General features: G+C 59.8%; 21 protein-coding genes. 20 read left to right on the top strand and 1 reads right to left on the bottom strand.

Annotated elements, in window-relative coordinates:
- Nucleotides 1-129 precede the first annotated feature (129 nt).
- Nucleotides 130-2709, bottom strand: coding sequence for a DNA mismatch repair protein MutS (gene mutS, locus HNQ83_RS11240; protein ID WP_175389010.1), 2580 nt, complete (start codon nucleotides 2707-2709; stop codon nucleotides 130-132).
- Nucleotides 2710-2908: 199 nt separating this feature from the next.
- Between mutS and HNQ83_RS11245 the strand changes: the two genes are divergently transcribed.
- The 20 genes from HNQ83_RS11245 to HNQ83_RS11340 all read left to right on the top strand — a co-directional run bounded on the left by HNQ83_RS11245 (nucleotide 2909) and on the right by HNQ83_RS11340 (nucleotide 18465).
- Nucleotides 2909-3643 carry an XRE family transcriptional regulator gene (locus tag HNQ83_RS11245; RefSeq protein WP_175389050.1) on the top strand — a complete coding sequence of 245 codons (735 nt, stop codon included), beginning with the start codon at nucleotides 2909-2911 and terminating at the stop codon, nucleotides 3641-3643.
- Nucleotides 3644-4140: 497 nt separating this feature from the next.
- Complete coding sequence (locus HNQ83_RS11250) at nucleotides 4141-4491, top strand: phage holin family protein (protein ID WP_175389011.1); 351 nt, start codon at nucleotides 4141-4143, stop codon at nucleotides 4489-4491.
- Between the two features lie 29 nt (nucleotides 4492-4520).
- On the top strand, nucleotides 4521-5045 hold the full coding sequence (locus HNQ83_RS11255; RefSeq protein ID WP_175389012.1) for a hypothetical protein: 525 nt from the start codon (nucleotides 4521-4523) through the stop codon (nucleotides 5043-5045).
- Nucleotides 5046-5048: 3 nt separating this feature from the next.
- Nucleotides 5049-5660 (top strand): phage baseplate assembly protein V, encoded by a 612-nt coding sequence (locus HNQ83_RS11260; RefSeq protein WP_175389013.1) that lies wholly within the window; start codon nucleotides 5049-5051, stop codon nucleotides 5658-5660.
- Nucleotides 5661-5671: 11 nt separating this feature from the next.
- On the top strand, nucleotides 5672-6004 hold the full coding sequence (locus tag HNQ83_RS11265) for a phage baseplate protein (RefSeq protein ID WP_175389014.1): 333 nt from the start codon (nucleotides 5672-5674) through the stop codon (nucleotides 6002-6004).
- Nucleotides 6001-6996 (top strand): baseplate J/gp47 family protein, encoded by a 996-nt coding sequence (locus HNQ83_RS11270; protein ID WP_175389015.1) that lies wholly within the window; start codon nucleotides 6001-6003, stop codon nucleotides 6994-6996. Before HNQ83_RS11265 ends, HNQ83_RS11270 begins: the two co-directional genes overlap by 4 nt.
- The gene (locus HNQ83_RS11275; protein ID WP_175389016.1) at nucleotides 6993-7628 is read left to right on the top strand and encodes a phage tail protein I; all 636 of its coding nucleotides are present in this window, start codon (nucleotides 6993-6995) and stop codon (nucleotides 7626-7628) included. The genes HNQ83_RS11270 and HNQ83_RS11275 overlap by 4 nt, the downstream gene beginning before the upstream one ends.
- Complete coding sequence (locus HNQ83_RS31155; protein WP_256668940.1) at nucleotides 7629-9620, top strand: phage tail protein; 1992 nt, start codon at nucleotides 7629-7631, stop codon at nucleotides 9618-9620.
- Nucleotides 9621-9677: 57 nt separating this feature from the next.
- Nucleotides 9678-10109, top strand: coding sequence for a phage tail assembly chaperone (locus tag HNQ83_RS11285; protein ID WP_372241894.1), 432 nt, complete (start codon nucleotides 9678-9680; stop codon nucleotides 10107-10109).
- Between the two features lie 99 nt (nucleotides 10110-10208).
- The gene (locus tag HNQ83_RS11290; RefSeq protein ID WP_175389017.1) at nucleotides 10209-10418 is read left to right on the top strand and encodes a hypothetical protein; all 210 of its coding nucleotides are present in this window, start codon (nucleotides 10209-10211) and stop codon (nucleotides 10416-10418) included.
- Between the two features lie 2 nt (nucleotides 10419-10420).
- Nucleotides 10421-11587, top strand: a complete 1167-nt coding sequence (locus HNQ83_RS11295) for a phage tail protein (RefSeq protein WP_175389018.1) — start codon at nucleotides 10421-10423, stop codon at nucleotides 11585-11587.
- Nucleotides 11587-12093 (top strand): phage major tail tube protein, encoded by a 507-nt coding sequence (locus tag HNQ83_RS11300; RefSeq protein ID WP_175389019.1) that lies wholly within the window; start codon nucleotides 11587-11589, stop codon nucleotides 12091-12093. Before HNQ83_RS11295 ends, HNQ83_RS11300 begins: the two co-directional genes overlap by 1 nt.
- A 73-nt stretch (nucleotides 12094-12166) precedes the next feature.
- A complete protein-coding gene (locus tag HNQ83_RS11305; RefSeq protein ID WP_175389020.1) occupies nucleotides 12167-12751 on the top strand; it encodes a phage tail assembly protein in 585 nt (194 codons plus the stop codon).
- Nucleotides 12752-12879: 128 nt separating this feature from the next.
- Nucleotides 12880-15051 (top strand): phage tail tape measure protein, encoded by a 2172-nt coding sequence (locus tag HNQ83_RS11310; RefSeq protein ID WP_175389021.1) that lies wholly within the window; start codon nucleotides 12880-12882, stop codon nucleotides 15049-15051.
- On the top strand, nucleotides 15051-15434 hold the full coding sequence (locus tag HNQ83_RS11315) for a phage tail protein (protein WP_175389022.1): 384 nt from the start codon (nucleotides 15051-15053) through the stop codon (nucleotides 15432-15434). Before HNQ83_RS11310 ends, HNQ83_RS11315 begins: the two co-directional genes overlap by 1 nt.
- Entirely contained in the window at nucleotides 15427-15639 is a 213-nt protein-coding gene (locus HNQ83_RS11320; RefSeq protein WP_175389023.1) for a tail protein X, read from the top strand. Before HNQ83_RS11315 ends, HNQ83_RS11320 begins: the two co-directional genes overlap by 8 nt.
- 9 nt (nucleotides 15640-15648) lie before the next feature.
- Entirely contained in the window at nucleotides 15649-16665 is a 1017-nt protein-coding gene (locus tag HNQ83_RS11325; RefSeq protein ID WP_175389024.1) for a phage late control D family protein, read from the top strand.
- Nucleotides 16666-16814: 149 nt separating this feature from the next.
- The gene (locus HNQ83_RS11330; protein ID WP_175389025.1) at nucleotides 16815-17378 is read left to right on the top strand and encodes a glycoside hydrolase family 19 protein; all 564 of its coding nucleotides are present in this window, start codon (nucleotides 16815-16817) and stop codon (nucleotides 17376-17378) included.
- Nucleotides 17360-17884 (top strand): lysis system i-spanin subunit Rz, encoded by a 525-nt coding sequence (locus HNQ83_RS11335; RefSeq protein WP_175389026.1) that lies wholly within the window; start codon nucleotides 17360-17362, stop codon nucleotides 17882-17884. Before HNQ83_RS11330 ends, HNQ83_RS11335 begins: the two co-directional genes overlap by 19 nt.
- Nucleotides 17885-17964: 80 nt before the next feature.
- Nucleotides 17965-18465, top strand: a complete 501-nt coding sequence (locus HNQ83_RS11340) for a nicotinamide-nucleotide amidohydrolase family protein (RefSeq protein ID WP_175389027.1) — start codon at nucleotides 17965-17967, stop codon at nucleotides 18463-18465.
- Nucleotides 18466-18520 lie beyond the last annotated feature (55 nt).

Below are 18520 nucleotides of genomic sequence, written 5' to 3' on the forward strand. Positions count from 1 at the left end.
CTCAGGCGCGGCTTGCTGCGCCCCTTCACGTAGGGGTCGCAAGGTTTGGGAGCGATAGTCTGCAGGCCAGGCTAAAAGCCAGCAGCATCCCAAACCGCGCGAGATTCTAACAGCTTGCAAGCTGATGCGTTAGATCCGTGTCTTTAGTGTATAGAGCATTTCGAGCGCGCGACGCGGCGTCATGTCGTCCAGGTCGAGCTTGGCCAGTTCATCCAGCACCGGATGCGGCAGGCTGGCAAACATATCGCTTTGCTGTGGCGCGGCCGGTTTGCCTTTGGTCGGTTTGGGCGCTTCATGGGGCAGGGCGGTGTCTTCCAGCCGGCTCAAATGCTCGCGGGCGCGCACGATCACTTCACTTGGCACACCGGCCAACTGCGCCACCGCCAGGCCGTAGCTCTGGCTGGCAGGCCCGGGCAGCACGTGGTGCAGGAAGACGATGCGTTCGTTGTGCTCAGTGGCATTGAGGTGCACGTTGGCCACCAGCGGTTGGGCTTCCGGCAGGACCGTCAGCTCAAAATAGTGCGTGGCGAACAATGTGTAGGCCCGCAGATGTGCCAGTCGTTCCGCCGCCGCCCAGGCCAGGGACAAACCGTCGAAGGTGCTGGTGCCGCGTCCGACTTCGTCCATCAGCACCAGGCTGCGCTCGGTAGCGTTGTGCAGGATGTTGGCGGTTTCGCTCATTTCGACCATGAAGGTCGAGCGCCCGCCCGCCAGGTCATCGCTGGAGCCGATCCGCGTGAAGATCCGGTCGACCAACGACAATTCACAGCTGGCTGCCGGTACAAAGCTGCCGATATGGGCCAGCAGTACGATCAGCGCGGTCTGGCGCATGTAGGTGGATTTACCGCCCATGTTGGGACCGGTGATCACCAGCATGCGCGTGTTGTCATCAAGGCTCAGGTCATTGGCCACGAACGGCGTGGTCAGCACCTGCTCGACCACCGGGTGACGACCCTGGCTGATACGCATGCACGGCTCGCTGACGAAACGCGGGCAGTTCAAGTCGAGATTCAGCGCACGCTCGGCGAGGTTGCTCAGTACATCCAGTTCGGCCAGCGCCGAAGCGGTGTCCTGCAGCGGTGGCAACTGTGCGATCAGGTCTTCGAGCAATGCTTCGTAGAGCATCTTCTCCCGGGCCAGGGCGCGGCTCTTGGCCGACAGGGCCTTGTCTTCGAAGGCCTTGAGTTCCGGGGTAATGAAACGCTCGGCACCCTTGAGGGTTTGTCGGCGGATGTAATCGGCAGGCGCCGATTCGGCCTGCTTGCTCGGCAACTCGATGAAGTAACCGTGGATGCGGTTGTAGCCGACCTTGAGGTGCGACAGGCCGGTGCGGGCTTTTTCCCGGGCTTCAAGGTCGATCAGGAATTGCCCGGCGTTTTCGCTGAGCGACTGCAATTCGTCGAGTTCGCTGTCGTAACCGGTCTTCAACACGCCGCCGTCGCGGATGACCGCTGGCGGGTTGTCGATGATGGCTTTTTCCAACAGTGCGGCCAGTTCCGGGTAGGTGCTGGTGGTGGTCGCCAGTTGTTGCAGATGCGGGGCTTCCAGCCCAGTCATCGCCACTTGCAATTCAGGCAGAGCGCCGAGGGCATCGCGCAGGCGTGCGAGATCCCGCGGGCGCGCATTGCGCAGGCCGATCCGGGCAAGAATTCGCTCGATGTCGCCGATTTCCTTGAGCTGCGGTTGCAGCCTTTCGAAGCGGTAGCCATCGAGCAGGCACGTGATCGAGGTCTGGCGGGCCAGCAAAACGTTCAGGTCCCGCAATGGACGGTTCAGCCAGCGGGTCAGCAAACGGCTGCCCATGGCGGTCTGGCAACGGTCGACCACCGATTGCAGCGTATTGTCGCGACCGCCGGCGAGGTTGGTGTCCAGTTCCAGGTTACGGCGGCTTGCACCGTCCAGCACCACGGTGTCGTCCAGGCGTTCATGGCGCAGGCTGCGCAAATGCGGCAGGGCGGTGCGCTGGGTTTCTTTCGCATAAGCCAGCAGGCAGCCGGCGGCACCGATGGCCAGGGTCAGGTTCTCGCAACCGAAACCTTTCAGGTCCTGGGTGGAGAATTGCTGGCACAGGCTTTTCAGCGCCGAATCACGCTCGAAATCCCACGGCGCACGGCGACGAACCCCACGGCGTTTTTCAGCCGGCAGATCTTTCGGCCAGTCATCCGGGATCAACAGCTCCACCGGGTTGACCCGCTCCAGTTCCGCCAACAGGTTTTCCCAACCCTTGATTTCCAGCACGCTGAAGTTACCGCTGGTGATGTCCAGCACCGCCAGGCCGAACAGGCGCTCGTCACCCAGCACGGCCGCGATCAGGTTATCGCGACGCTCATCCAGCAGCGCTTCATCACTCACCGTCCCCGGCGTGATGATCCGCACCACCTGACGTTCGACCGGGCCTTTGCTGGTGGCCGGGTCGCCGACTTGTTCACAGATCACCACCGACTCGCCGAGCTTCACCAGTTTCGCCAGGTAGCCTTCGGCGGCGTGGTAAGGAATCCCGCACATCGGAATCGCCTGGCCGGCCGACTGCCCGCGGGCAGTCAGGGTGATGTCCAGCAGCTTGGCGGCCTTCTTCGCGTCCTCATAGAAGATCTCGTAGAAGTCACCCATGCGGTAGAACATCAACTGGTCGGGGTGCTGGTTCTTCAGGCGCCAGTACTGCTGCATCATTGGCGTGTGTGAGGACAGGTCGGAAACGGCTTTATTCATTGGGGATCGGAAAACTCGTTGAAAGGTGTGGGGCAAAGGTGGGGCATCGGCCCGGCTTTTCCGCGATGGGCGCAAGATTAACATGGGCGGTCTACCGGACGCAGGCATGAACGCTGCGCGGCCTCTTTCTGACTCTTTATGCGCTATATATGCAAATGAGCATTTGTCTTCCGCCAAAAGAACCAGCACTATGCTCGTTATGCAAAAACGCAATGTTTCTACTGTCTTAAGAGCGCTGCTCGATCAGCACGGGATCTCCCCCACGGAGCTTCACCGTCGCACCGGCGTACCTCAATCCACGCTCTCGCGGATTCTCAGCGGGAAGATCGTCGATCCTTCGGATAAACACATTTCGAAAATCGCCGAGTACTTCGCCGTGAGCACCGACCAATTGCGCGGTCGCGCGGAAGTCGCGCCGGCGGCCACCGGCGGGCGCGATCAAATGCATTCTGAACTCAAGGACATCAGTCTGTGGGACGACGATACGCCCGTTGATGATGACGAGGTGTCGGTCCCCTTTCTTCGCGAGGTGGAATTGGCTGCGGGATCGGGAAGATTCGTCATCGAAGAGAGCGAGCGCTCTAGCCTGCGCTTCGGAAAGCGCAGTTTGCGCCATAATGGGGTGCAGTTCGACCAGGCCAAATGCGTGACCGTGCGCGGCAACAGTATGTTGCCGGTGCTGCGCGACGGCGCCACGGTCGGCGTCAATGCCGGCAAGAGCGGGATTGGCGACATCATCGATGGCGACCTTTATGCGATCAATCACAATGGCCAGTTGCGGGTGAAACAGCTTTATCGCCTGCCTACCGGCATTCGTCTGCGCAGCTTCAATCGCGATGAACATCCGGACGAGGACTACAGCTTCCAGGAAATGCAGGAAGAGCAAATCGTCATCCTCGGTCACGTCTTCTGGTGGGGCATGTACGCCCGATAATCTCATCGCTGTCAGATAAAAACCCGCCATCAGGCGGGTTTTTTTTCGCCTGCGAAAAGGCGCCAACGCCTTTGTTTGCGGGCGTTCAATGCGTCAGTGCATTTCAAATGCATAAATAAATGCATTTGTGCATTGACTGTATATGCATCCATGCATATTCTTTGTCTCAAGCCGCTCAGCAAAGCGGCTCGAAACGAAGCTCTTTAGTTCCACCAAAAAGGCAGCGATGAACCGGCCTCAACGGTTCAGAGGGTTGGCAACTGACCCGGGTGTGCAGCGTAAAGCACCAGAAGCAGTTATCCGGCGGGCAGGGACCGCGGTCGGAAGAACAATTTGAATGGACCCGTACCGCGCCAGTAGCGCCGAAAGGTCAACGCGAAGGACCGCATTACTGAAAAGCCCGACGCGAGTCGGGCTTTTTGGAATGCCTACCGACCATCAATCACTCAACAAGCGACATCTGAACCACACACATCAATCACCCCAGGAGGCGTGACATGACAAACGAGCAACAAGCGTTGCTGGACATGCCGATCTGGCTCGTCATCGTTCTCGCCCTGGTGGGCGGGGTGTCCGGCGAAATGTGGCGCGCCGACAAGGACGGCGCTCGGGGCTGGTCACTGCTGCGACGGCTGGCCTTGCGCTCCGGCGCCTGCATGGTCTGCGGCGTCTCGGCCATTCTGCTGCTGTATGCGGCTGGCGTGTCGATCTGGGCCGCGGGCGCCTTTGGCTGCCTTACGGCGATGTCCGGGGCGGACGTGGCCATCGGGCTTTATGAGCGCTGGGCCGCGAAACGGATCGGGGTTAGCGAAGTGCCGCCCCGTGATTCTCGCCCCGATCAGCAATGAACCCTTCGACGCATGAACAGGAAGTTTTTATGCCCACCCTCATCGAAAAACCTTCGCAGCTGTTTACGGCCATTGCCGCGACGTTACGCAACTCGGAGCTCGGAATCAGCGTCGGTAGTCGTGAAGACTTCACGGATGTCGGCGACCAGCCCTGGGTGTTGATCGCCCTTGAGCGTGATGCCGCAGATTGTCGTGGTCGTGATGGGCGAATTGCTCATGTACTGACGGTTTCGTTGCAAGCCGTGGTGCGTCCCGAGTCCGAAAACCCAAGCCTTGCAGCCTGCGATCTGACCAGTTTGCTCAAGGATCTGGTCACGGATAACCGATGGGGTCTGCCGGGTGATCAATGCGATTTGCCCACCAGCCTCGACGCCATTCCGTCGTTATTTATCAAGGGCACAGGGCAATTCCCTGCCTGGACCCTGTCCTTCACCCAAGTGCTGTACTTCGGTCCACCGCTGCTGGACGACCCGCTGGGCACCCCGAAATACGCCCGCACCTGGGAAGTGTCGGATATCGACGATCCGGACCAATACACAGAGCTGGAGGGCTGAGCCATGTTCGATGCGCTGTTACGCCTGCAGCTTGGCCCGATCATCGAGCGTCTGGCCGAGATGGAGGCGGAGCTTGAAGACCTTTACCGACGTACCGACAGCCTGTGCCGAATCGGCGTATGCCAGGAAGTTGATGCGGCCAGCAATACATGCCGGGTCAGCCACGGTGAATTGCTGACGCCGGCTATCCGCTTTTTCAATCCCAGCGCCGGGGCGCAAAGCGAGTCGCGGATTCCCTCCGTGGGCGAGCAATGCCTGTTGCTGAACCATGGCGGCGGCGAGAGCAGCGCGCAATCCGTTGCGCTGTTCGGGCTTAACGGCAATCAGTTTCCCCCGGCTTCGACCCAGGCTTCGCTGACGCGTCGCCTCTATCGGGACGGTACGGAAAGCGGTTACGACGACGCCAGTCATGCCTTGCACTGGAACAACGGCCCGGCGGCGTTCAACGGCAATCGCGAAGTGCTCGAACTGAGCATCGGCCCGGCGCGACTGGCGATGAGCACTGACGTCATCGAATGGCAACTGGGGGCGGTCGGCCTGCGACTCGACGCATCCGGTGTGCACTTGAGCGGCCCGCTGGTGGATCACCAGGGTCGCGTGATCAGCACTGCATAAAGAGTTTTCCCATGATTGGAATCGATAGAAATACCGGCGCGACGGTCGACGACTGGCCGCAATTTGTGCAGCGCGCCACCCGGGCGCTGACCACGCCTCTGGGTACACGCCAGAAACGTCCGTTGTATGGCTGCGCCATCCCAGACCTGCTGGGTCAGAACCTCGGCGACGACTTGCTGATCCTGGCCCAGAGCCACGCCGCACAGGCGTTCTACAACAGCCAGAACGGCATCAGCGATTTCCAGCCACAGGTCATTGTCGCCAGTCGACACGGCGCGGGTTTGCTCCTGCGCTTCGCGGGTACCTGGAACAACCGCAATCAGTCTTTCGAGGTGGTGACATGAGCATGTTGATACCGGGTCAGAACCAGTTGGCCGAGCCGGCGATCGTCACGGTCGAAGCGTTCGAGGAGCTGCTGGCTGAATTCAAGACCTTTGTCGTCGAGTACGTCGGCGCCCGTGCTCCGCAGAGTGCGGCAAAACTGAAGGTCAGCCTGGAGAACGAAAGCGAGTTGCTGACCCTGGCGCTCGAAGCGTTTTGTGTGCGCCTGCAACTGCACGAGCGCAAGTACAACGCCCGCATCAAGCAGATGCTGGCGTGGTGGGCGACGGGGAGTAACCTCGATGCGCGTCTGGCGGACATGGGGCTTGAGCGTCAGTTGCTCGACCCTGGCGATCCGGCGGCGTTCCCGCCCATTGCACCGGTTTATGAAAGCGACGACGACGCGCGATTGCGCTACTACCTGGCTCCCCATGCACCCGCTGCCGGCTCGCGCATGCAGTATCGACGGGAGGTGTTCACCCTCGGCGAGCGTCCGGTGATGAAGGTGGAGTCGGCCGAACCGGGCGAGGTGATGGTCACTTATACCTTCGCCCCGGATGGTTATGCCGCGCAGGTCAAGGATGGCAACGGACGGCGCACGGCCCCCGGCGAGGTGATGGTAACAGTGCTGTCACGGGAGGGGGATGGCACGGCTTCCGGGGCGTTGCTCGATGGGGTACGCCAGCACTTCGAGCGACCGGATGTGCGACCGGAAACGGATCGGGTCACGGTGCAGGGCGCCCACATCAAGGACTACAAGATCCGGGTGGTCGCCAGGATCAACGCCGGCCCTGACTCGGGACTGACGAAAGTCGCCGCGCAACAGCAGTTGCAAGCCTATGCCGACAGCTGTCATCGCCTCGAAGGACGGGTCGATCCGAGCTGGATCGACTACACGCTGCACAACGCCGGCGCGGTTCAGCTTGAAATTCTCGAACCGCTGGAGCCGATTGTGACGACGGCCTTCGAGGCACCTTACTGCACCGGCATCGACGTGGAGGTGCTCACGCTATGAGTGACCCACAACATCGACCAAGCCTTTTGCCAGCCAACAGCTCGGCGCTGGAAAAAGCCCTGGATCTCGGGTTCGGCATCTTGCTTGATCGCATTGAACCGCCGTTCCCCGAGTTGATGAACCCGACCGACACACCCGCGGCGTTTCTCCCGTACCTCGCGGCGGATCGGGGTGTCAGCGAGTGGAGCACCGACGCGGCCGAAGCGGAAAAGCGCTTGACCGTTGAACTTGCCTGGCCCACGGCGCGTCAGGCCGGCACACGACAGGCGCTGGAAAATGCAGCCAAGGGCTTGCGCCTGATACCCGAAGTGCGCGCTTGGTACGAGCAGATACCGCCGGGTCAGCCCTACAGCTTTTCCGTCAGGGCGTTCACCGAACAGCCTTACAGCGAAGACATCGATGCACGTCTTGATCGACGCCTGGCGGATGCCAAAAGCGAACGCGACACCTTGTCAGTGTCTGTCGGCTTGAGTGCCTTCGGTCGTCACGTGATTGGCGCGGCGACGGTGTGCGGCGAGCTGACCACGGTTTATCCCGTCGTCATCGAAGGGCTGGAAACCTCAGGCGAGGCCTTTATGGCTGCCGGAATCTACACCGTCGAAACATCCACTATTTATCCTCAGGGGGCCTGAATGGCTGACTATTACACCCTGCTCACGAATGCAGGGATTGCCTACGAAACCGCCTGCAAGGCGGCGGGCGTGCCGATCAAACTGTCGCAGATTTCGGTCGGTGACGGCGCTGGCGCAATCTACAACCCGGCGGCCACTGACACTGCGCTCAAGCGCGAAGTCTGGCGCGGGCCGCTCAATGCACTGTTCCAGGACGAGAAAAATCCGAGCTGGTTGTTGGCAGAAGTCACGATTCCGCCCGAAGTCGGCGGCTGGTATGTGCGCGAGGCCGGGCTGTGGACGGACACCGGTATTCTCTACGCCATCGTCAAATACCCGGAGTCGTTCAAGCCGGTATTGGCGACGTCGGGGTCGGGGAAAGAGTTCTACATTCGTTCGATTTTCGAGACCAGCAATGCGGCGTTGGTAACCTTGTTGATTGATGACACGGTGGTCAAGGCGACGCGGGCCTGGGTGACTTCCTATGTCGCTGACGAGCTCGCAAAACTCGACAACAAGCAGTCTGTGAGGGTGGCAACCACAAACAACATCGTTTTAACCGGGGCACAAACAATCGACGGTGTGGCTGTTATCGCTGGAGATAGGGTACTGGTTAAAAACCAGGCATCGGCAAAAGACAATGGTTTGTACGTTGTAGCTAATGCTGCATGGATGCGTTCTGAGGATGCCAATACCAATGCAGAGGTGACCTCGGCCTTGCAGGTTTCGGTTGAGCAGGGGACAACGCAGGCTGACAGTCGTTGGCAACTCGTGACAGATGGCGTGATTGTGCTGGGTACCACGGCATTGATTTTTCAGAACGTCACCTACGGTTTCGCTCCATTGGCATCGCCAGCCTTGGTGGGTGTTCCAACAGCTCCAACGGCAGCGCCTGGCGCGAACTCCACACAGATCGCTACTACGGGCTTTGTCCAGCAGGAAATAGCCGCTGACTTGGCCACGGCAGCACCGTTGATGGATGGCGCAGCGGCGGTCGGAACGAGCACCAAACTGACGCGTGAGGACCATCGGCACCCCACGGATACGTCGCGAGCGCCATTGGCGAGTCCAGCGCTGACCGGCATTCCCACCGCACCGACGGCTGCTGCAGGCACCAATACCACGCAAATTGCGACTACTGCGTTTATTCAGTCGGCCGTCGCTGCGTTGGTGGCCTCTTCGCCGGCTGCGCTGGACACCCTGAGCGAATTGGCAACGGCGCTGGGCAATGACCCGAACTTTGCCACCACCATGACCAACCAACTGGCGACCAAGGCGCCGTTGGCTTCGCCAGCGCTGACCGGTACGCCGACTGCGCCGACGCCGGGTCGGTTTGACACGACCACCAAGCTGGCCACCATGGCGGCGGTCCAGGCGCGTGGGCTTCAGTACTCCAGTGTGACTGCAACCGCGAGTACGTTGACCGGCGTTCTGGCACATGTTGGTGGAATCGTGCATTTCTCATGCTTTACTGCATCGTCCTATAGCCTACCCGACTCGGTTGTGAATTCTTTGCCGGCTGGCGCTACGGTTCGGATTCAGAACTGGTCGCCCTCGGTTGCAATTACTTTGACCGTCCAAGGCACGGACAAGATGCAGGAAACAATCAGCGTCGGCACGCCTTCGAGCACCGCCAGGACTATCCCGGCGGACACCTATGTCGACGCCATACATCTCGGTACCGGAACATGGTTGCTGACTGGTACGGGGATGATGGGAAAAACCACTTTATTTGCGAGTTCGCAAACTTCCAATGGCTGGCAAAAACTTCCGAACGGTTTGATCTTGCAATGGTGTCAGTCGGCGTACGTTACTGCCGGCGGCTCGGGCAGCGTTGCATTTCCGATTGTGTTCCCCAATGCCTGCATTTTTGCAATCGCTGCCCCCTTAGGTTTCAGCGCCAGCACATCTTCCGGCAATGTTGTTGCGGGTGACGTGTCGCCGTCAGGCATGACCCTATACAACTGGGGGCCAATCACTGCACCGGCCAAAATTTTCGCCATCGGTGGTTAAGCCTTTACCCCTTTTATTATTGTACAGATGGGGGGCGAGTCCCCCAGTGAGGTGCATGTGGCAATTTATGCGAGCTTCTCAAAAAGCGGTTTTTGGGACGACACATTTGGACCGATGCCAGATGATGGTTTTTTCATCACTGATGAACTGCATAGGCAGTACCTGGAAGAGCAGGCAATGGGGAAAATCATTGACTTCTCTACTAGCCCGCCGTCGCTGGCGGAGCGCGCGCGCGTGGAAGTTACTTATGAACAATTGATTGGCATCGAGCGCCGTTGGCGCAACGGAACATTGGCGATCACGGACTGCGTTGTAACCCGCCAACGCGATGAACTGGAGCAAGGTACCGCAACTACGCTCACCGCCGAGCAATACCTCGATCTGCAAGTCTACCGCCGAAAATTAAGGGACTGGCCTCAAACGACGGGGTTTCCTGAAGCGGATCAGCGTCCGGTCGCGCCTCCGTGGCTGACCAAGCAAGAACAATAAACGCCCCGCACCGCTGGGGCGTTTTCTTTTCCACCAAACCCAGAAAAACACACAACAGCCCCTTATCCAAGGGGCTTTTTCATTCATGGAGAAACAAAAATGGCAGAACGCCAAACCTACACCGTACTGCGCCCATTCCCCACCGGGGGTGGTCACTGGTCGAGCCTCGGCCAGGAACTGCAACTGCTCGACGTGGAGGCCAATGCGTTGCGCAGCGCCGGTCGCCTGGAACTGAAAAAAACCGAGGCTGCCGAGTCGGCCTCTCCATCCATCGCGGCCAAGAAGGCCGCTGCCAAGAAGGCTGAATAACCATGGCTGAGGTTTTGAACTTCGAGCACAACGGCATCACCGTCAATGCCACTGAATCCCCCGAGGCCATGGGTGGCCTGGGTGACAACGTCATCGGTCTGATCGGCACCGCGCCGAAGGCCGATCCGCTGATTCCGCGCAACGCACCGTTTCGCATCAACAGCTTCACCACCCAGGCGCTGCTGGACCCGACCGGCAGCGAAGAGGGCACTCTGTTTCACGCGGTGTTCCAGATCCTGAAAGTGGTCAAGGTGCCGGTTTATGTGGTCATCGTCGAAGAGGGCGACACCCCGGCCGATACGCTGAACAACGTCATCGGCGGCATCGATCCATTGACCGGTCGCAAGCTCGGTCTCGCGGCGTTGAGCGGTGTGGCCGAGGACCTGACCATCATCGGTGCACCTGGCTTCACCGGTACCAAAGCGGTGGCCAGCGAGTTTGCTTCGTTTGGCAAACGCATCAAGGCTCGGGTGGTGCTTGACGGCAAAGACGCCGCAGTCGCCGATCAGGTGACGTATAGCCAGGAACTGGGTGGCGCGGAGCTGGGCTTCGACCGCTGCCTGCTGGTGCACAACATGCCGTCGGTGTACTCCAAGGCGGCGAAGAAAAACGTCTTCCTGTCGCCTTCAAGCCTGGCCATCGCGGCGCTGGCCAAGGTCAAGCAATGGGAGAGTCCGGGCAATCAGGTGACCTACGCCGAGGACGTTTCGCGGGTGGTGGAATACAACATCCTCGACACCTCCACCGAGGGCGATCTGCTCAACCGCTACGGCATCAGCTACTACGCCCGCACCATCCTCGGCGGCTTCTCGCTGCTGGGTAACCGCTCGATCACCGGCAAGTTCATCAGCTACGTCGGCCTCGAAGACGCGATCAGCCGCAAGCTGGTCAAGGCCGGCCAGAAAGCCATGGCCAAGAACCTGACCAAGTCGTTCATGGATCAGGAGGTCAAGCGCATCAACGACTGGCTGCAAACCCTTGTCGCCGACGAAACCATTCCTGGCGGCAGCGTGTACCTGCACCCGGAACTGAACTGCGTCGAGAAGTACAAGAACGGCACCTGGTACGTGGTCATCGACTACGGCCGCTACGCGCCAAATGAACACATGGTTTATCAACTCAATGCCCGCGATGAAATCATCGAGCAGTTCCTGGAGGACGTTCTCTAATGTTTACCAACCGCGTAAGACAGGCCATCGCGGCCACCCTGCAAGGCCTGCCGTTGTCGGCGACGGTGGAGGAATTCACTCCGCCGAAGATCGAATTCGAAATGGAAGCCTTGGCTGGTGGACGCTTCATCGCCGAGGAAATGGCCAAGAGCGGCAAAGTGCTGGGTGCCACGCTCGTGCTGCAAGGCGCTGGTCCGGAAATCATGCTGGCGCTGGGCGTGAAGCTGGGTGACGACATTCTGCTGAACGTGCGTGAAGCCGGGCAGGATCAGGATGGCAATACCTGGTTCACCTACCACACCGTCGGCGGCAAGCTCAAATCCCTGGCCGAGGCCAAGCTGAAGATGGGCGATAAACCCACCACCACCCTCGAGCTCGCCTGCCGCACCTACAACCGTCTGGAAAACGGCATCCCAGTGATCGACATTGATGTGCGCACCCAGAAGTTCGTGCTCAACGGCGTCGACATTCTCGGCGATGCCCGCCGCGCAGTCCTGCTGCCATAACCCTCCATAGATAAAGACTGTGGGAGTGGTCAAGTCCGCTCCCACAAGGCTGAAATCACCAAGGAATTTTTTTATGACCTGGATGCCACCTCAACACGACCTGCTGTCGCCAATCACCGGCGACGACGGGTCGCAGATCGAGCAAATCCAACTCAAACCCTTGTATTACGCTGCACAAAAAGAGGCCCTGGCCCGCGCTGGCGATGATGAAGAGGACCAGTTCTTCGAGCTGGCGCTGCTGGCCACCGGTCTGTCGGTCAAGGAACTCGACCAGCTCAAACGCCCGGACTACGTGACCATCGCCCGATACGTACACGAGATGTCGACCTTGCCGGCTTCGCACTTTCTTGAGCAAGGGGGCGAGGGGAAGCAATCGATTGTCGACCCCGACGAAGTGACCTTGCTGCAACCGCTTGCTGTAGCAGGCCGCAGCCTGTCGTCCCTGATCCTGGAAATGCCGGTACTGCGCGCCACCAGGGCGATGAAAAAACACAAGACGCCCAAGGAACGCGCCGAGTTCATCACCGCCCACTGCACCGGTTTGATGATCCCCGACCTGGCCCTGTTGACCGTGCCCGACTGGACGCAACTGCAGGTGCGCATCGACGATTTTTTAAATCAACCGGCGGCCTTCTTTCGGAGCGCGACATCGAAGTAATCCTCGATGTGGTGCCGCTCATTTACCGGGTAAGTGAAGCGGAGATTCTGGAGTGGGACGTCGCGAAGGCGTTGCGCCGCTACGACATAGCGATCACTCGCCTTGGCGTGAAACAGGAGTAGAGCGGCATGGCAGACACAAAATATTCACTCAGGAACGCAGGCTTCAATACCGGCGATATATCGTTCGGCGAAGTCGGCCAGGGTGTGACTGTGATGAACAGTGCGCCACTCGAGGGGCTCAGCCAGGCACTGGTCACGATCAGTCTCAAAGTTGGCCTGCTGACTGCAGCTATTGATTCGTTGAATTTGAGACTGTCGTTGCCACGTCCGTTGTCGCAGCCGCTGGATGCCGATGTGAAAGGTATTACGGTCAGTGGGCAAAAATCGACAGATAAAACGAGTGGCGGTTTCGAACCACCGGACCTGCTGAAATCAGCGATAGCGATGGATTCGGCAATGGCCGATCTGAGAGCGGTGGCTCAACTGACCCAACGCCAGAGCGATGACATGGCACAGTCGACCCAGCAGATGGCAATCGCTCCGCTGGTTGCGGCGGGAGGTACCACCGCTGTTGATTTGACAAGAGTCGAGGCCCTGGCGGCTAGCGCCGGCATTGGTAATGACCTGCCGAATGCCTCGGACAGGCAATTTGAGTTGATGCATTTCGCCAGCGATGCGGCAGTGACCGCGTCGGCATTCAAAGTCCCGGCCATGGAGGTCGGCGAGATGATGGCCGGCTGGCGCACGTCCATGAAGCTCAGCGGTGTCCAGGCATTCGATCTGGCGGATGCCACCAATCACTTGGGCAAGATTCCGGGGGGAGCGCAAGCCGCTGACGTGGGTGCCATATTGCAACACCACGGTCGTGCAGCTACAGCGACAGGCCTGATACCTGAGCAAGCCGCTGCGCTCTCGGCGGCGTTGCTGAATACAGGTACGCAAAAGGCCGATGCCGGTAGTGCTTTCAAAAACATCGTCACGGCGCTGGGCAAGGGGGATCAGGTCTCTTCGACTGAGCGAAATGCCTGGAGCCAATTGGGTATTGACCCTCGCGAAGTGGCGGGGCTATTGCGCGACAAGGATCAAGCCCCCGGCGCAGTCATGTCGGTGCTTGCGGCCTTGAATGCACAACCTGCCGAGAATCGCTCGACGCTCGCTACCACTTTGTTTGCCAATGGCGATGAAGCGGCGATGCGCCTGTCGCAAAATCTTGCTGATTTGAATGAAGCCTTCTGGCAGGTGAAGGACAAACGTCAATACGCCACGTCCGAACGGGGAGACCAAGGCTCCATCAGGCAGTCGGCATTGACGCAGTCCAATACCCGTCAAGGGCAATGGAACATCTTCAATGCACGCAGCGATCGTCTGTCCACAGCCACCGGCGATGCACTGGCGCCCGCAACGGATATCACGCTCTCCTCCCTGGGGGCGCTGGTCGACGCCTTGAGTGAGTTGGCCGAAACCTTTCCCCGGACCACCGCGGTCATCGTGGTCGCTGCTGCGGCAATCAAACCGCTGGTTGGCGGGCTGTTCAAGGCTGTTGTGGATGAGATGACCAATCAGGTGGCCAAGAAGGTGCTGGGCGGCGCGGCTGCCCGCCTTCCTGGCCGTTTTGGCGAGGTTTTCTCCGAAGACTTCCGAGCAGGGAGTCGCGGGGACAAAACAGGGATGAGCACCAAGCCGGGCACTGGTTCTCCCGTTGGCTTGACCAAGTCTGCGGGGCCACGCGAGGTGCGAGCGTCCACTGCACGTTACGCACTGGGTCCTGTTGCTGCCTTGCGCCCATTGGTCCGCAGGGCACCTGGTCCGTTAAAGATCATCGGCGCCGTTGCCGATGTCGCCGAAGGCGCGATGGCCGGTGACAAAAGAATGATAGGGGCGGGTCTGGGGGCTGCAGGGGGTGGCTGGGCAGGCGCAACCGCTGGTTCGGTCGCAGGTGCCGCATTGGGCAGCGTCGTTCCAGTCATCGGTACGGCTATCGGCGGTCTTCTTGGCGGGCTGATAGGTGGCTGGCTGGGGAGCGAATCCGGCGCGTCTCTCGGGGAAAAACTCGCGGCCCCTGCAGCCGATCGGCTCGGTTCGCCGGCACAGGTCAGCAACGATCTGATCAGCACCCGAATGGACAATCAACCCATAACGTTCAACTCCACCATCCAGATCAACGGCCAGGATCAGGCCAGCGCGAGGGAGTTGGCCAATCTAGTGGTGCAAACGACGCTGGGGCAGTTGGGCCAGTTCATGCCGACCAATGCCCTTGCCACACGACGTGATACGGCCCTGACAGATGGAGCGGCTTGATGAAACAGCAAATGGCACTGGGCAGTTTCATTTTTGGTCTGTCCAGAAATTTCGCTTACAGCACCCTGCAGCGTAAGTCGGGGGGTGGTTGGACAAACATCGATATCCTCACCAGCAAACCCAAGTCCAGCCAGACCGGCCAAGACTTGCAGGGCCTGATTATCGGGGGCAAGTCGATGTATGCGCAGGCGATGGATCGCCTGGATGAATTGCGCGCCTTGCAGGCGCTGCGAGTGCCGTTGCCGCTGGTCGATGGCATTGGTCGTAACTGGGGGCTATGGCGCATCAACAACTTAACGGAGAACCAGAGCCTGATCATCGATGATGGCACGGCGATGGTGATTGATTGGACGGTCGAGTTGGCGGAGTTTACCCATGCGTAAAGTCAGAAGTATTGCCGGCGATTCGGTGAATTTGCTGCTGTTTCGGGAGCTGGGCCGCAGTGACGATGCACTGGAAGACGCGCTGTGGCAGCTCAACCCGACACTGGCCGAGCAGGGGGGCGTATTGTCCGCGGGCGTCTTGATTGTGCTGCCGGAAATCGATTCCCGGCCCATTGTCACCCGACCGGTATCAGCCTGGGATTAAGGAGGCGCTATGGCTTTGGGATTCACTCCCGCGGTGGAGATTTACGGTGCCAACGCGGCACTGCTCAACGAGCGTTTGATCGACTGGCAGCACATTGATGCGGCAGGAATCGAGTCTGATCAGTTGACGCTGACGATCGATCTGCACGGATTGGAGGGGCTGCCGGATCTGGGTGGAAAAATCGGCTTGCGCGTCGGCTATCTGGAGTCGGGGCTAATGGACAAAGGTGAGTTCGTGATTAGTCGTCGCACGCCCAAGTTGTTTCCCCTGACCTTGACGCTGGTGGCCACGGCAGCGCCGTTCAGGGTGGCGGACGAAACGGGTTTCAAGCTGCGCCGATCCGTCAGCCACGGCCCGACGACCCTTGGCGCGCTGTTTCGCCTGCTGGCTTCGCGACACGGATTTTCGCCCCGTGTCGCGCCCGATCTGTCCATGATCAAGATTGAACACATCGATCAGTCCAATGAAACCGACATGGGTTTTCTGACGCGCCTGGCCTGGATTCATGACGCGGTGGCCAAGCCGATCAATGAGCTGTATGTGCTGGCGCGGCGTGGTCAGGCCAAATCGTTGTCGGGCAAGGTATTGCCGAGTGTTCGCCTGTCGGTAACGACAAACAATCGGCCGGACGATCACGCCTTCATCGCCGCGACTCTGGATGAGACCGCCCGGGCGAAATACCAGGGCTGCAAAATGAGTTGGTGGGACGCTGCGGCCGGAAAGGAGCGGGTGGTCGCCAGCGGCATCGCGCCGTTCAAGAGCGTGCGGCGGCGTTGCCAGAATGCGGAGGAAGCCCTGCTAGCCTGTGAAGGTGAAGTGCGCCGAATGATGCGCGAAGCGCTCAAGGTGCAGATCGATTGTCCTGGCAACCCCGCCCTGTCCGCCGAAGGGGTCGTGGTGCTGGACGATACCTGGCCCGATTTCATGCGCGGGCGTTGGTCCATCGACAAGGTGACGGCCGGTGGTACTCGAAAAGACAGCTATCGCTGCAAAATTGCGGCGACTTGCCTGGGGGCGACGACATAACACGAGGCAACAATTGCAGAGCCCACTCTCGTTGGCTGTGACTGTAACCTCATGATCATCCGGGGTTGTCGGCCGCAGGACACATTGCGGGCGTGCTTGCAGGACAATCCCAATCGTGTGAGTCCCCCCATTACTCACCGGAGCGAACGATGCATCTGACTGAGCAACAGTTACTCAAGATATTCCCCAACGCCCGCCTCCAAGCGGGCGTTTTCATTTCTGTCCTCAACAGCGCCATGGCTCACCGCAATATCAATACGCCCATGCGTGTAGCTGCGTTTCTCGCCCAGGTCGGCCACGAATCGGGGCAGTTGCAATACGTACGTGAGCTGGGCAGCGATCAATATTTGAGCAAGTACGATACGGGTACGCTCGCTTCGCGCCTGGGCAATACGGTGGAGCCCGACGGCGATGGGCAACGCTATCGCGGTCGAGGCCTGATCCAGATCACCGGTCGTAACAACTATCGTCAATGCAGCCTCGGGTTGTTTGGCGACGAGCGCTTGCTTGCCTTTCCTGAACTGCTGGAGCACCCGCAGTGGGCCGCTGAATCTGCCGCGTGGTTCTGGGAGCAAAACGGATTGAATGAACTGGCCGACCGCGATCAGTTCAACAGCATTACCCGCCGCATCAACGGCGGTCTGAACGGGCTGCAGGATCGCTTGCAGCTCTGGGCGCGGGCGAGGGCGGTGTTATGTCAGCCTTCGATTTGATTCCTGCGCCTTACCGAATGATCGGTGTAGTTGTGTTACTGGTCATGTTGGCCGGTGGCTCGGCGGCGCTGGCCTGGCGTGTGCAGGATTGGCGTTATGGGCGGCTACTGGCAGAGCAGGCGAAATTGCACGGTGAAACGCTGACTCAATTGACACGGATTGCGGCGAAGCGGCAAGAAGCCGAGCAGAACAAACGGCTGGCTCTTGAGCAACGGCTTTCGACCAGCGAACAAACCCATTACCGAGTGTTGAGCGATGTCCAACGTGATCAGGATCGCCTGCGCGATCGTCTTGCCACTGCTGATGTGCGCCTGTCAGTCCTCCTCGATGCCGGTGCCGGTGTCGTGCCAGCCACCTCCAGCGCCGGCGGCGTGGATCATGGAGGGGTACGCGCCCGACTTGACCCGACGCATGCTCAACGAATTATCGCCATCACCGATGCCGGCGACCTTGGATTGATTGCCTTGCAGGCCTGTCAGGCTTATGTAAGAGCACTGATCCGCTAACATCTTGTTCGACCCTGTAACTTGCAAGCGCGATGCGCTCGTGTACGGTAGGTCTCATTCCGCCCCAACAGGAGATGCCCGTGAAAGTAATCACCCAGCTGGCCGCTGACCTTGGCAGGCAATTGCAGATGCTCAACGCCCATGTTTCTACGGCCGAGTCTTGTACCGGTGGCGGGATCGCCGAGGCCATTACCCGTATCCCCGGCAGCTCGGCGTGGTTTGAGGCCGGTTATGTCACTTACTCCAATCTGCAGAAGAACCTGCAATTGAATGTCCCGGTGGAGTTGTTTACCACGGTGGGGGCGGTCAGTCGCGAGGTGGTCGAGGCGATGGCAAAAGGCGCCCAGGACAAAAGCCGCGCGTTTTTTTCCGTGGCGGTCAGTGGCGTCGCCGGGCCGGACGGGGGTTCGCCGAGCAAGCCGGTAGGCACGGTCTGGCTGGCCTGGGGCGTGGGCGAGCGGGTGTTCAGCGAGTTGCAGCACTTCCCTGGTGACCGCGACGAGGTCCGCCGACAAACGGTGAAGGCCGCGCTAGAGGGGTTGCTGCGCTATACCGCGGCAGAAATATCAAATCAGGGGTAGGCGATCCTCAAGCGCTGTGGAATAATACTGGCTACTTATACAGGTGTTGGCCGTC

Source organism: Pseudomonas sp. C2B4 (assembly GCF_013359695.1).
Classification (GTDB): Bacteria; Pseudomonadota; Gammaproteobacteria; order Pseudomonadales; family Pseudomonadaceae; genus Aquipseudomonas.

What these genes read in the sequence shown, in the direction of transcription:
- HNQ83_RS11325 (WP_175389024.1), top strand. Translation starts at nt 15,649, where the DNA reads ATGGCTTTGGGATTCACTCCCGCGGTGGAGATTTACGGTGCCAACGCG.
- HNQ83_RS11265 (WP_175389014.1), top strand. Translation starts at nt 5,672, where the DNA reads ATGATTGGAATCGATAGAAATACCGGCGCGACGGTCGACGACTGGCCG.
- HNQ83_RS11295 (WP_175389018.1), top strand. Translation starts at nt 10,421, where the DNA reads ATGGCTGAGGTTTTGAACTTCGAGCACAACGGCATCACCGTCAATGCC.
- HNQ83_RS11260 (WP_175389013.1), top strand. Translation starts at nt 5,049, where the DNA reads ATGTTCGATGCGCTGTTACGCCTGCAGCTTGGCCCGATCATCGAGCGT.
- HNQ83_RS11270 (WP_175389015.1), top strand. Translation starts at nt 6,001, where the DNA reads ATGAGCATGTTGATACCGGGTCAGAACCAGTTGGCCGAGCCGGCGATC.
- HNQ83_RS11255 (WP_175389012.1), top strand. Translation starts at nt 4,521, where the DNA reads ATGCCCACCCTCATCGAAAAACCTTCGCAGCTGTTTACGGCCATTGCC.
- HNQ83_RS11315 (WP_175389022.1), top strand. Translation starts at nt 15,051, where the DNA reads ATGAAACAGCAAATGGCACTGGGCAGTTTCATTTTTGGTCTGTCCAGA.
- mutS (WP_175389010.1), bottom strand. Translation starts at nt 2,709, where the DNA reads ATGAATAAAGCCGTTTCCGACCTGTCCTCACACACGCCAATGATGCAG.
- HNQ83_RS11320 (WP_175389023.1), top strand. Translation starts at nt 15,427, where the DNA reads ATGCGTAAAGTCAGAAGTATTGCCGGCGATTCGGTGAATTTGCTGCTG.
- HNQ83_RS11300 (WP_175389019.1), top strand. Translation starts at nt 11,587, where the DNA reads ATGTTTACCAACCGCGTAAGACAGGCCATCGCGGCCACCCTGCAAGGC.
- HNQ83_RS11275 (WP_175389016.1), top strand. Translation starts at nt 6,993, where the DNA reads ATGAGTGACCCACAACATCGACCAAGCCTTTTGCCAGCCAACAGCTCG.
- HNQ83_RS11305 (WP_175389020.1), top strand. Translation starts at nt 12,167, where the DNA reads ATGACCTGGATGCCACCTCAACACGACCTGCTGTCGCCAATCACCGGC.
- HNQ83_RS11245 (WP_175389050.1), top strand. Translation starts at nt 2,909, where the DNA reads ATGCAAAAACGCAATGTTTCTACTGTCTTAAGAGCGCTGCTCGATCAG.
- HNQ83_RS11290 (WP_175389017.1), top strand. Translation starts at nt 10,209, where the DNA reads ATGGCAGAACGCCAAACCTACACCGTACTGCGCCCATTCCCCACCGGG.
- HNQ83_RS11250 (WP_175389011.1), top strand. Translation starts at nt 4,141, where the DNA reads ATGACAAACGAGCAACAAGCGTTGCTGGACATGCCGATCTGGCTCGTC.
- HNQ83_RS11310 (WP_175389021.1), top strand. Translation starts at nt 12,880, where the DNA reads ATGGCAGACACAAAATATTCACTCAGGAACGCAGGCTTCAATACCGGC.
- HNQ83_RS11330 (WP_175389025.1), top strand. Translation starts at nt 16,815, where the DNA reads ATGCATCTGACTGAGCAACAGTTACTCAAGATATTCCCCAACGCCCGC.
- HNQ83_RS11335 (WP_175389026.1), top strand. Translation starts at nt 17,360, where the DNA reads ATGTCAGCCTTCGATTTGATTCCTGCGCCTTACCGAATGATCGGTGTA.
- HNQ83_RS31155 (WP_256668940.1), top strand. Translation starts at nt 7,629, where the DNA reads ATGGCTGACTATTACACCCTGCTCACGAATGCAGGGATTGCCTACGAA.